At 51.4% G+C, this 13,832-nt stretch carries 4 protein-coding genes; all 4 read left to right on the forward strand.

Translation table 11 applies throughout. The features are described from left to right. The first annotated feature begins 64 nt into the window (after positions 1 to 64). The 4 genes from addB to U1I11_RS06740 all read left to right on the forward strand — a co-directional run bounded on the left by addB (position 65) and on the right by U1I11_RS06740 (position 13,827). Positions 65 to 3,616, forward strand: a complete 3,552-nt coding sequence (gene addB / locus U1I11_RS06725; RefSeq protein WP_322904921.1) for a helicase-exonuclease AddAB subunit AddB — start codon at positions 65 to 67, stop codon at positions 3,614 to 3,616. Further along, complete coding sequence (gene addA / locus U1I11_RS06730; RefSeq protein ID WP_322904923.1) at positions 3,606 to 8,297, forward strand: helicase-exonuclease AddAB subunit AddA; 4,692 nt, start codon at positions 3,606 to 3,608, stop codon at positions 8,295 to 8,297. Before addB ends, addA begins: the two co-directional genes overlap by 11 nt. A gap of 88 nt (positions 8,298 to 8,385) precedes the next feature. After that, positions 8,386 to 9,570 (forward strand): exonuclease SbcCD subunit D, encoded by a 1,185-nt coding sequence (locus U1I11_RS06735; protein ID WP_322904925.1) that lies wholly within the window; start codon positions 8,386 to 8,388, stop codon positions 9,568 to 9,570. Between the two features lie 756 nt (positions 9,571 to 10,326). Then, positions 10,327 to 13,827, forward strand: a complete 3,501-nt coding sequence (locus U1I11_RS06740; RefSeq protein ID WP_322904926.1) for an SMC family ATPase — start codon at positions 10,327 to 10,329, stop codon at positions 13,825 to 13,827. Positions 13,828 to 13,832: the final 5 nt, after the last annotated feature.

Consider the following 13,832-nt stretch of genomic DNA (forward strand, 5'->3'; position numbering starts at 1 on the left):
AGTGGTCTGGGCAATATACTATAAATTCCATGTTTTTATTTTATACACAAAAGGGGATGGGCATATGCCGCTTAAGTTTATCATCGGTCGCTCCGGCAGCGGCAAAACGACTACGATCATCAATCGGGTGATCGACCAAATCGCCGCGGAACCTGCTGGTGCGCCGCTATTTATGATCGTGCCGGAACAGGCTTCGTTTCAAACGGAACATGCGCTCATTCGTACCGAACGGGTGCGCGGCAATATGCGTGCCAATGCGTACGGTTTTCGGCGTCTTGCCCAACTCATATTGCGTGAAGTTGGCGGTTCGGCGCGTACGGTCATTGCGGATGAAGGCAAAAAGATGCTGCTCTACAAGCTGCTTCAGCAGCAACAATCCCAGCTTAAGCTATTCGGACGCTCTGGCGACCAGTTTGGATTTATTCGTCAACTGAGTGAACTGTACAGCGAATTTAAACATTATTCGCTGACGGCAGCGCAATTGGAAGCGTATGTGCAACAATCCGCCACTGGCGTCTCGCCATTGCTAACGGACAAACTACATGATTTGCAGCATATTTATCGCCAGTATGAGTATGGGCTATCCCAATTGTATATCGATCGTGATGATACGCTGGACGATCTGGCGGAAGCGATTCCGCGCTCGGAGATGCTAAATGGAGCCGAAGTGTGGATTGACGGATTTCACAGCTTTACGCCACAGGAATACAGCGTCATTATGGCATTGCTCGCAAAGGTCGATTGTGTGACCGTATCGCTCACGCTCGATCGTCCTTACTGGCATGAGCAGCCGCCGGAGATGGAGCTGTTTTATGAGCAGGCGGTCGCTTGTCGGCGTTTGTATCAATTTGCTGAAGCGTTAGGACATGCTGATCCGGAAGCGGTGGAAAATCTGTCGCCTGCGCATGAGGATGTGCCGGTGCGTTTTCAACATAGCCCGCTGCTTGGTCATTTGGAAAAAGGCTATCGTACCCGCAGCCTATGGAAGGGCGGTCGTCTGCAACATGGCGCGACAGACGAGCTGTCGATTCATTGCGCACCGAATCGCCGTACCGAAATTGAAGGCGCATTGCGTGAAATGGTCAAGCTGGCGCAACAGCAAGGCGCGCGCTGGCGAGAAATGGCTGTGTTTGTGCGCAATTTGGATGATTATGAGCATCTGATCGCACCTTTGATGGAAGATTACAATATCCCGTATTTTCTTGATCAACGGCGTGGCATTTTGCATCATCCGCTTGCCGAGTTTATGCGTGCTGCACTTGATGTAGTGCAGTACAATTGGCGCTATGAAGATGTGTTTCGCTGCATTAAAACCGGGTTGCTCGTAACGTTAGATGAGCAGATTACGGCGGATGATCTGGATCGGCTTGAAAATATGGTACTTGCTTGCGGTATTCACGGTTATCGTTGGACAGATGGGCGTGCATGGAAAGGGATGCCAAGCTTGTCGCTTGAAGCGGAAGATACGAATAGCGCTGAGCCAAGCGAGCGCGATGCGGTACAGGCACAGCAAATCGAACTGACACGCCGCCGGGTAGCGGAACCGCTGCAACGATTGGAAAAGAAGCTCAAAAAAGCGCGCCATGCGACCGACATGTGCATCGCCTTGTACGAACTGTTGGAAGAAGTGGATGTGGCGGATAAGCTGGAACGATGGAGTGCAGAAGCCGCTGCTAGCGGACAGCCGCTACGTGCGCGTGAGCATATTCAGATTTATGGCGGCATTATCGAACTATTGGAGCAGATGGTCGATATTATGGCGGAGGAAGAAATTCAGCCGGAAACGTTTGCCGGTTTGTTGGAAACGGGTCTTGCCGGGTTGCGGCTTGGTATCGTACCGCCAGCGATTGATCAAGTATTGATCGGTTCGCTTGATCGGACACGTCCGCTTGATATTAAATACGCCTTTGTGCTCGGTGTGAATGATGGGATTGTGCCGTCCGTCTTTCCAGATGGCGGCATTTTGAATGAAGCGGAACGGCTTAATTTGACCAATAGTGGGCTGGAATTGGCACCGGGTATTACGCGGCGACAGTTGGATGAGCAGTTTATTATTTATCATGCGCTGACGGTAGCGAGCGAGCGGCTTTGGATTAGCTATGCGATGAGCGATGAAGAAGGACGCGGTTTGATCGCATCGGAAGTAATTACAACGGTAAAAGCGCTCTTTCCCGGTTTGCGTGAGCAATCGATCGGCATGACTGCGAACTTCCGGTATACAGCACAGCAGCAATTGGAATGGGTCGGACGTCCAAGTGTTACGCTTACGCATCTGATCGGTCAGTTGCGTGAATGGAGTCGTGGCACCGATATGCCGGTGTTATGGTGGCATGTGTTGCGTTGGTACGATCGTAATGAAAACTGGAATTTGCAGCTTCATCGGTTGCTTGGCTCATTGTTTTACGACAATGTCGGTCAGCGGTTAAACAAGGACACGAGTCAGCGGCTGTATGGGCGTGTGCTGCGTACGAGCGTTTCCGGTATGGAGCAGTTTGTATCGTGTCCGTTTGCTCATTTTGCAGCGCGTGGCTTAAAGCTGCGCGAGCGACAAGAGTATCGGCTGAAAGCGCCGGACATCGGGCAATTGTTCCACGCTTCGCTCACGACGCTCGCCCAGGATTTAAAAGCGCAAGGAAGAAGCTGGGGTGAGCTGACAGCGGAGGAATGTATACAGGTGGCGGAAGCAGCGGTAGATAAACATACTCCACGACTGCAAGGTGAAATTTTGCTTAGTTCAAGACGGTATGGTTATATTACGCGTAAACTGCGTGATATTGTAAGCCGTGCTTCGGTTATCATTGGCGAACAATCGCGACGGGGACAGTTTGAACCGCGATATTTGGAGCTGGCGTTTGGACCGGATGGCAATTGGCCGGCGCTGCGTTTTACGCTTGCTAACGGCTATACGATGGAAATTGTCGGACGCATTGACCGTGTCGATGTAGCGGAAGGCGACAGCAATTTGCTCATTCGGATTATCGATTACAAATCGAGTTCGACCGATTTGAAGCTGCATGAAGTCTATTACGGACTGGCGCTGCAAATGTTGACGTATCTTGATGTACTGCTGACGCATGCCGAAGCTCAAATGGGGCAAAAAGCCGATCCGGCGGGCGCGCTTTATTTTCATGTGCATAACCCGATGCTGCAATCCAGCAACCGTCTAAGCATGGAGCAATCGCGTCAGGAACTGCTTAAACGGTTCAAAATGAAAGGGTTGCTGGTGGCGGATCGTGATGTGATTAATCAGATGGACAGTACGCTTGAAAAAGGGCATTCCGCGATTTTGCCGGTGGCGGTGAAAGCGGATGGCGGCTTTTATAGCAGCTCTGCGGTTGCTTCGCCGCAGCAATGGCAGGAACTGCTTACCAATGTGCGGCAGACGGCGCGCGCGATCGGTGAAGGCATTACCGGCGGCGTGACCCAGATTAAGCCGTATCGGATCGATCAGGAAAAAGCATGTACATTTTGCGCGTACAAATCGGTTTGTCAGTTTGATGAGAGCATCAAAGGCAACCAATATAATGTACTGAAAAAACCGAACAAAAACGAAACTTGGGAGCTGCTGCAAACCCGGCAAAACCCGCAGGAGGGAGAGAGCGGATATGAGCGATAATGAGCGTGCACAACAATTAGGGCAGGGTGGACAGAACGATCATCCCGTTCCTGCGGTATCGGGCAAGCAGGAGACGGTTTCCGATGAACGTGAAGTTCATACTTCGCATCGTGAACGAGCGTATGCCTTACAGCAATTGAACGTTCCACGACCGGAAGCAAGTACATGGACAGAAGATCAATGGAAGGCGGTATCGCTGCGCGGTAACAATTTGCTCGTTGCGGCTGCTGCTGGTTCCGGTAAAACAGCAGTGCTCGTTGAACGCATTATTCAGCAGGTGACCGATCCGAATCATCCGCTTGATGTGGAGCGGATGTTGGTGGCGACATTTACGAAGGCAGCAGCGACCGAGATGCGGCAGCGGATTAGGGCGGCGCTTGATCGGGAAGTGTTGAATCGACCGACCGATGAGCGTTTGCGCAGACAGCTGGCATTGCTCGGTCAAGCGTCGATTACGACGCTGCATTCATTTTGCATGGAAGTTATTCAGCGTTATTATGCGATGATTCCGCTTGATCCGGGTTTTCGGATCGCCAGTGAACATGAATGCGCCATGTTGCGCGAAGAATTGCTGGAGGAGCTGTTCGAGGATAAATATACCGAGGAAGAAGAACGCGACAACAAGCAGTTTCACCGTCTAATTAACTGGTTTGGCGGTGAGCGTAGCGATGATGCGGCATTGCAATTGGTGGAGCGACTGTATCATTTTGCGCGCAGTCATCCGTGGCCTGAGCACTGGTTGCGGGAAACGGCACGTGCTTTTAACGTACAAGATGTACAGCAGCTTGAGCAATCGGTATGGGTTGAGCAAATTATGAGCGATCTCGGTATGGCGCTAGCAGGATTGGAAGCATTGCTGCGGCAAGCGATTGAGACGGCATTGCAGCCAGGCGGCCCAGCGGCGTATGCGGAAACACTCCATGCCGATTTGCAATTGGTTCATCATTTGCAAGATGCGGTCATGTCCAAGCCGTGGAGTGAACTGTATCCGGTCTTTGAACAGATCACATTTGGAAAGCTGAAGTCAATGCGCAAAAGCGATGAACTGGATGTACAGCTGCAAGAAACGGTCAAGCAACTGCGTGAAACGGTCAAAAAGTCGCTTGGCGAGCTGGGAAGTCTATTTTTCGGACGCACAGCCGCTGAATTTGCGCAGGAGCTGCGTGAATCGGCGCCGCTGATGGAGGAGCTGTCTGAACTGGTCATTCGCTTTAGTGAGCGTTATCAACAGGAAAAGCAGCGCCATGGCTGGGTCGACTTTTCCGATCTGGAACATTATGCACTGCAAGTGCTGCGTGATCCTGCGTCTACACCGGAGGAAATCGTCCCGTCAGCGGCAGCGTTGGAATATCGGGCGCGTTTTGACGAGGTGATGCTGGATGAGTATCAGGATACGAACTCGGTGCAGGAGCAACTGGTACAGTTAATTTCGCGTGAGCTGCCAGGCAATCGGTTTATGGTCGGTGATGTAAAACAGAGCATTTATCGGTTCCGTCTGGCGGAGCCGGGACTGTTTTTGCAAAAGTATCACGATTATCGCGATGACTGGAGCGGTGCTGGGCGGCGAATCGATCTATCGCGTAATTTTCGCAGTCGTGTGCAAGTTGTCGATGCGGTCAATATGTTGTTTCGACAGTTGATGAATGAGAAGGTAGCTGAGATCGTTTATGATCAGCGCGCTGAACTGGTGGCGGGAGCCAACTACCCGGATGGGCATGAAGCGGATTATGAACCGGAATTTTGGCTGCTTGAACGCGGCGGGGCAGACACATCAGAGCGTGGTGACGATGAAGCGAGTGATAGCGATACGTCCGTTGGAGCGGATCATGCTGAGCTGGAAGCAGCGCGGTTGGAGGCGCAGGCGATTATCGTACGCGTAAAGGAAATGACGACTCCTGGTGGCAAGCCGCTAATGATTTATGATAAAAGTTTGGATGGGCTGCGTGCGGTAGAGTATCGCGATATGGTCATTTTGCTGCGTTCGACCGCCGTTTGGGCGCCATTGATGCTTGATGAGCTAAAATTGGCTGGTGTTCCGGCGTATAGCGATGTGGAACAAGGATATTTTGAAGCGGTGGAAGTGGATGTGATGCTGTCGCTGCTCGATATTATCGATAATCCACAGCAGGACATTCCATTTGCATCGGTGCTGCGTTCGCCGCTCGTCGGCTTGAATGAGGATGAGCTTGTCCAAGTCAGGTTGGCGCGCAAACAGGTAACTTTTTACGAGGCGATGACGGCACTACTGGAAGCGAGCGATACGCAACGGACAGCAAACGATCCTATCGTGCATCCGTCCGCTAATATTGGCGAAGGCGCGCTGGAACGTTCACAGGCAACGGATGAATGGCATGACAACGCCAAGCTGACCGCTAAACTGCATCGTTTTCATGAGCAGCTGCAAAGCTGGCGTGCGGAAGCGCGTGAAGGAGAGCTAGGCAGCTTGATTTGGCGCATTTATCGAGAGACTGGTTATATCGACTGGTTGGGCGGTTTGCCGGGCGGTGTGCAGCGTCAGCACAATTTGCGTATGTTGTATGAACGGGCGCTGCAATTTGAGCGTGCTAGTTCAGCGCAGGGATTGTTCCGTTTTCTACGTTTTATTCGGCGACTGAAAGATACTGGCGGCGATCTCGGCTCAGCAGCCGGAGGGTCGGAGGAAAATGCGATTCGGATTATGACTATTCATAAAAGTAAAGGGCTGGAATTTCCGGTCGTCTTTCTGGCTGGTATGGCGAAAATGTTCAATATGCAGGATTTGAATGCACCGTTTCTGATGCACAAAGAGCTTGGGTTTGGACCGAAATTTGTCGATGAGGACACACGGGTCAGCTATCCGACATTGCCCAATTTAGCGATTCGTCGCCGTGCGTTAAAGGAATTGCTCGCTGAAGAATTGCGTGTATTGTATGTGGCATTAACCCGTCCGCGCGATAAGCTGATTATGCTGGCAACGGTAAAAGACCTGGACAAACGGATTGCCGCCTGGAGTCAAGTGCAGTCTCATCCGGCATTGGAGCTGCCGGACTATGTGCTGTCACGTGCACGCAGTTATTTGGACTGGCTTGGCCCAGCCTTTATGCGCCACCGGGCGGCACGTGTATTCCGCGAACGTAGCGAAGCGGCGACAGCGCCATATGCAGCCATTTTGACCGATGATCCGGCAGCCTGGCAGGTGCATATCGTCGATTCACGTGGACTGCTGGCTGCGGCGGATGCGGGTGAGCAAGTGACGATCGAACCGCGTGAGCACGATCCGAAGTGGCAGGCGTTGCAGCAGCAGCAAGCGCCGCAATGGCTCGATATTGTAGCGGCTGCATGGGAACAGGAGCAAGGCGGTATTCATTCGGATACGGTAACTGAACGGGCTGAAGCAGATGGCATGACCCGTAATGATGGGATGGCAAACGCAATCGGGACTACTGATGGTCAGCAGTATACCGATCGTGCTGACCATGCTGACGGTGCCGATACTCCAGCCGAGCAGGCGGCAGCGCATGATGCGTCGTTAGCTTATGGCGAAGTGAATGGCGAAGTGAATGATATTCAAGAAGTGAATAATATGAAAAATGAAGCTCCTACTAAGCAGTTGCCAATGAACGAAACCGATCGGCTTCGTCTTGAACAGCAGCAACGGCAATGGGCAGCAACGATTGATGCACGACTAGATTGGACGTATCCGTATGAGCAGGCTGCGCATATAGCGGCTAAAACAACGGTCAGCGAATTGAAGCTACAGCTCGTCTCGGATGAGGTGCCAGATGCCGATCTGTGGGAAGGCATTTGGGATTTGAACCCTCAGCTTAAAGCATATATCGAGCGGCAAAAGCAATCGTTAGCACGGAAGCAGCAGCCGGTCGCTACGCAGGATGGGCAGAATGATGATCCGGCAGTACAATTGCCATTATCGGCATCAACAGATGAACATGTATCTCTGTCCAATCTGCCGGATACTGGCTTGGATTCCTCTATTCCGTCGTCGATCAGCGGTTTGACCAACCATCATGCAAAGCGGCAGCCACAAGATTCCGCTGTGGAAGGGAATGTGCCGTCAGCAACTTTTGCACATGCAGCGACATCTGACATGTCTGCAAACTCATTGTCCACTAGTGCCGATCATCCTCATTACAGCCTCAAGCTGGAACGACCTTCATTTATGGAGAAAAAAGGAATGAGCGGAGCGGAGCGTGGTACCGCTTATCATACGGTTATGCAACGTGTGCCGCTGCATAATGGTGAAGTGACAATACAGCTCGTCGAGGCAACCAAGCAGCGGCTCGTCGAGCAGCAAATTTTGCGACAACCGGAAGCGGATAGTGTGGAAGCGGCTGAAGTGGCGGCATTTTTTGCGACAACGCTTGGCGAGCGTATGCGCAATGCAGCTTGGCTACGGCGTGAGCTGGCATTTAGCCATGCATTGCCTGTGAACGAGCATGGCGATCTAATGCTCACACAAGGCATTATCGACTGTCTGTTCCGCGAAGGTGAGCGTACGATTTTGGTCGACTATAAAACCGACCGTGTGCTTGCGCATGAAGGTGGTATCGAGATGCTGAAGGAGCGTTATCGAGTACAGCTTGAACTATATGCGCTGGCTGTACAGCAATCGCTTGGCTGGAATGTCGATGAACTATGGTTGTATTTTTTTGATGGCAAGCATCAAGTTCGGCTTGATGGATAGACTTGATGAATAAATATGAAGCGATGATTGGAAGATTGAGCGTCAAATAATGAACAACTGGCAATTGACTGTATAAAGGGGGAATTCTGTGCGTATTTTACATACCGCAGACTGGCATTTTGGCAAAACGCTGGAAGGGCGTAGCCGGATGGAGGAGCAGGCGGCATTTGTAGATGAACTAGTACAGATAGCGAATGAACAGCAGGCGGATTTAATTTTAATGGCAGGCGATGTGTACGATTCGGTCAATCCGCCAGCAGTCGCGGAACAGCTTTTTTATGAAGCGACGGCGCGTTTGACGCAGCAAGGCAGACCGCTCGTTGTCATTGCCGGCAATCATGATCAGCCGGAACGCATTTCGTCGGCAGCTCCGCTTGTGCGCGGGCGTGGCATTCATCTGCTCGGTGTCTCCCAATCGACAGGGCTGAATATTAATGTTCCACGCACGGACGAAACGGCGATCATTGCTCCACTTTCGTATCCATCCGAAGCGCGTTTGCATGAATTGTTAACTGAGGAAAATGAAGAAAATACCGTTCGCCGTGCTTACAGTGAGCGTGTCGGACGTCTGATGCGTCAACTTGGCTCCGGTTTCCGGCACGATACCGTCAATTTGGCGATGAGTCATATTTATGTGCTGGGCGGAGTGGAAACGGATTCGGAGCGACCGATTCAAGTCGGTGGAGCGTATACGGTTGATCCGTCCGCACTGGATACGGGGGCGCAATATACAGCGCTTGGTCATCTGCATCGGGCGCAGGCTGTAAAAGGAGCAGGGATGATCCGTTACAGCGGTTCACCGCTTGCGTATAGCTTTTCCGAGTCCGGGCAAGCGAAATCGGTCACAATGCTGGATATTGCGCCAGGACAAACGCCACAAATGGAAGAACTGTTTCTGAGCAGCGGTCGTCCACTTGTGCGCTGGAAAGCGAAAAACGGACTTGCCGAAGTGTATCAATGGCTGGAAGAAGGACGCGATCCGAATGCGTTTATCGATCTGGAAATTTCACTTGTTGAAGCATTATCGATGAGCGATATCCAAACATTGCGCAAAGCGTGTGGCGGTATCGTCAATATTCGTCCGATTTATACGCAAATGGAGACGCAAGAGCTGCTTAGCGAGCGTGCACAATTGCCAGTGCATGAGCTGTTTCGTAAATTTTATGAGCGTCAGACCGGTGGAGCGGTGCCGGAAGATCGGTTGGTAGAGCTATTTCTGGAACTAATCGATGGCGAAGAAATGAGCGAAGTGTCGGCGAGTAAACTGTCTTGAGGATAGCCTAGGGGGTGTACGCAAACTCGATTTGATGCAAAATGCACTTCACTGTGGGAAGGAAATAAGGGAGAAGGACGGATTTCAGTATTGGCGATTTTTAAAATATTTTTCATAAGATGTAGTCAATTAGACATTGAATGTAAGTTGGTTAAAGTACTAGCACCTTGACCGAGATGAGTTGGAGTGTTGAATCTGTTTTAAGATCGCATGGATCAGGATTTCAGCACACAATCAAATTAACATTTAACTTGGTCAAAGCACTAGTGAGCCGTCTCAAATGAAAATTGTGTTTGAACGTACCTTAACCTATTCATCATCAAGTGAGGGGAGATCGACAAACTGTAAATGTATTTGATACAAGCTACTAGTAGGCTGTCTCAAATGAAAATCATGTTTGAACGTACCGTAACCTAGTCATCAGCAAGCGATTGTTGTAGTGATAAACTCTAAATGTACTTAAGACAAGCTACTAGTGACTTGTCTCAGGAAGATGTAAGGTTGCGTCCATCTGAACCCTGCTTGAACCGTGCAGCATTCAGACGAACGCAATCCCTGGATAAATTTGAGACAAGCTACTAGCATGTCTATTTCAGTAAAGTGGATACGCATCATAATTTGTCCAATCGATAGTACAATCCAATGTGGAGATACCGCGATCTATGCGACAACATAGCGATCTGGTTAACAAATCTGTTTAATTAATCTATTTAATAAAATAATGATGCACGATTTTAACAATAAGGAAGTGCAGCCATGAAGCCCATCACGTTAAAGCTATCCGGCTTGCAAAGCTATCGCGAGCAGCAGGAGATTGATTTTACCGAATTGTGTGAAACCGGTCTGTTTGGTATTTTTGGACCGACAGGCAGCGGCAAATCAACCGTGCTGGATGCGATCACACTGGCGCTGTACGGTAAAGTGGAGCGTGCCCAAAACGGAACGCAAGGCATATTGAATCATTCGGAGGATGCGGTATTTGTATCATTTTCGTTTGAATTGTTGTCGGATGCGGGAGCGCAAGTGTATCGAGTCGAGCGCCGTTTTAAGCGTACAGGTGATCATACGGTCAGCAATAGCATGAGTCGGTTTATCGTCTGCAATCCCGGTAGTGATGAAGTCATTGCCGATAAACTTGGTGATGTGACCCGGTGTGTAGAGGAATATATCGGATTGAAAATGGACGATTTCACCCGTGCAGTAGTGCTGCCACAAGGCAAGTTTGCCGAGTTTCTGTCGCTAAAAGGCAGCGATCGCAGACAGATGCTACAGCGACTGTTCCATCTGGAACGTTACGGTGACCGTTTAATGCAAAAGCTCAATCAGCGCGTCAAAGACACCGATCATCAGCTAGAACGATTTGCATCCGAGCAAACCGGGCTTGGGGATGCCTCAGCAGACGCAGTAAAGCAGGCGAAGGAGCATCTGACCGCAATGACGCAGGAGGCAGAGCGTGTGCGTGCACGCCTGCTTGACATGAACGGACAGGTGGAGCAGCTTGGTAAAGTGCGCGAATTGCTGCGCGAGCGTGAACTGCTGCATACCCGGCAGGAACGGCTGCGTCAGCATGAGCCGGATATTCGTCTATTGGAGCAGGAGCTGGCGGATGCGGAATCGGCGCTCACATTGCTGCCGCTGCTGGATGCGTGGAAGGAAGTACAAACACAATCCGCAGCCGCTGAGCAACAGCTGAACGAGTTGCAGTTTAAACTTCAGCAAGTCGAGCAGAGTCATGAACAGGCTGCCGCTGGTGAACAAAAAGCACGTTTGGAACTGGCAACGCATGAGCCGCGTCTATTGTTACGTTTAGAACAGTTAGGTCAGGCGCTTGAATTGCAGCAGCAATGTGCCGAGCTAGAACAAGCACAGCGTATGCTGCATGAGCGTCTTCAACAACTGGAGGCAGAAATTGTACAAGTGCAGCAGCAGGCAGAGAGTGAGCAGCGTATGTTGCACAAAGCCGAGCAGCGCCGTGCGGAATTGGAGCAGCAGTTGAAAGAGTGCGAAGTACGCAGTAGTGATCGACGTGAGCTTCAAGAAGCGCAGCAACGACTCGGTACACTTGATAGCTTGCGTGCTCGTCAAGCCGAGCTGGAGCAAGAGCATAAGGAATATGCAGCGACGAGTGAGCAACACAATACGCAATGGCAACGGCTTGAGCAGCAGTCGGCAAAGCTCGCGCTGACCGAGCAGCATTTGTACGGTATGGCGGTAGCAGCGCAAACGGTACAACAGGAACAAGAGCGCTTGCTCACCGGGGCACATGAACGTTTGGAACAACTGGAACAGCAATGTCAGCAAGCATCTCGGCAAGCCGAATCGCATCGCTTGGCTGCACGGCTGGCAGCGGAATTGCAGGATGGGCAGCCATGTGTCGTATGCGGATCGCTCCACCATCCACAGCCAGCGGCAGCAGCCGTTGCCGACGTAGCCGATACTGCTGATCTGCATCATGATTTGCAAATGCTCCATCCGTTCCGTCAGCTTGCCATGCAATATGGCGAACGTATGCGCAATTACGGTTATGAGTTGGAACGGATCATTGCCGATTGGGAGTGGCAGCATGCCCAAGCGGAAGTTGCAGTGTCAACAAGTGGGGCGGAGACGTCATCCGTCAACACTGGCGATTATCAGTACAGTGATCATGATAAGGAAGCTAGCTTGTCTCCATTTATACTGTCTGAAACTGAACATGAACAATCTTCTTTGCATGCTAGTTTGCTCGCTGCCGAGGCATGGTTTGCCCGATATGGTACCGCTGTACAAGCGCTGGAACGGCAAATGGACGAGTTGCGCCAGCAGCTGCGTTTATGGCGGCAAGAGCAACGCGAATGGACACAGCGCTATACTGCCGTACAAGCAGAGCGCCAAAGTGTACAGCGTCTGTATGAACAATCAGCGCTGCGCCTGGAAGCGGGGCACAAGGCGGTGCAGGAATCGCTAGACGATTGGCAACATGCGCATGGGGAACTTTCGCAGCAAGAGGCACGCCAGCGCTTTACCGAGCTGACCAAACGAGATGAACAGGCAGAGCAAATTCGCGCCGGGCTGGAAAAAAGTGTACCGTATATGGAAGAACGCAAACATAAGCTACAGCAATATGAGCAGCAAACGAATGCGCTTGAGCGGCAGCAGATTGAGTTGCGTACTCGATTTGAAGCTGAGGAAAGACAGCTGCAAGAGAAACGCAGTCGTCTGGAACAATGGATTGGCGGGCAATCCGCTGAGGAACTGTTACAGCAGTCGCAGTCTGAGCTGGAACGTTATCGGTCGCAAGCTACGCATTGGGCACGTCAGCTACGTACAGCACAAGAGCAGCAGCAACAAGCTGCGCAGGCATGTGCGCTGGCAACACAGTCCGCGCAAGCGCTAGCAACGCAAGTGGCGCAAGCACAGACGCGTTGGCAACAGGCGTTGGCTGCGTCTCGCTTTACGGATGAACAGCATGTTAACACTGCCCGCATGGATGAACAGCAGCAAGTGCAAGGGCGGCAGCGGATCGAGCAGCATCGGGAACAGCAGAGCGAATTGACTGTACGCTTGCGTGAGCTGGAATCAAGACTGGACGGACAGCATGTGTCGGAGCAAGAATGGCAGGGGTTGCAGCAAAACTGGCAGCAAGCAAGGCAGGCGGATGAAGCGGCATTGGAACAACGCGCTCGTGCCACACGCGATGTGGAAGATTTGGAACATCGGCACATCCGCTGGTTAGAGCTGGAACGACAGCGTGAGCAGCTTGCGATTGAAGCGTCATATTTGTCCAAATTGCAGTCCAGTATGCGTGGCAATGCATTTGTAGAATATATTGCCGAGGAGCAGTTAATGCAAGTCAGTCTTGCCGCTTCGGAGCGACTTCGTTTTCTGACGCGTCAACGGTATTCACTGGAAGTCGATTCAGGTGGTGGGTTTGTCATTTGCGATAATGGAAATGGAGGCATTCGCCGTCCGGTGTCGACGCTTTCCGGTGGCGAAACGTTCCTAACTTCGCTATCGCTCGCGCTCGCACTGTCCGCACAAATTCAATTACGTGGCAAATACCCGTTGCAGTTCTTTTTCCTGGATGAAGGATTTGGTACGCTTGATCCCGAACTTCTCGATACAGTGGTGACGTCACTGGAGAAACTGCATACCGATCGCCTGGCTGTCGGCATCATTAGTCACGTACCGGAGCTGCGGATGCGCTTGCCGCGTAAACTGGTTATTATACCGGCAGAGCAAGCAGGCAAAGGCTCCAAAGTCGTATTGGAAAAAATGTAACTGTC

Origin of the sequence: Paenibacillus campi, assembly GCF_034659835.1 — a bacterium.
Taxonomy (GTDB): Bacteria; Bacillota; Bacilli; order Paenibacillales; family Paenibacillaceae; genus Saccharibacillus; species Saccharibacillus campi.

Excerpts from the sequence above, each read along its gene's own strand:
- addB (WP_322904921.1), top strand. The coding sequence starts at position 65 with ATGCCGCTTAAGTTTATCATCGGTCGCTCCGGCAGCGGCAAAACGACT.
- addA (WP_322904923.1), top strand. The coding sequence starts at position 3,606 with ATGAGCGATAATGAGCGTGCACAACAATTAGGGCAGGGTGGACAGAAC.
- U1I11_RS06740 (WP_322904926.1), top strand. The coding sequence starts at position 10,327 with ATGAAGCCCATCACGTTAAAGCTATCCGGCTTGCAAAGCTATCGCGAG.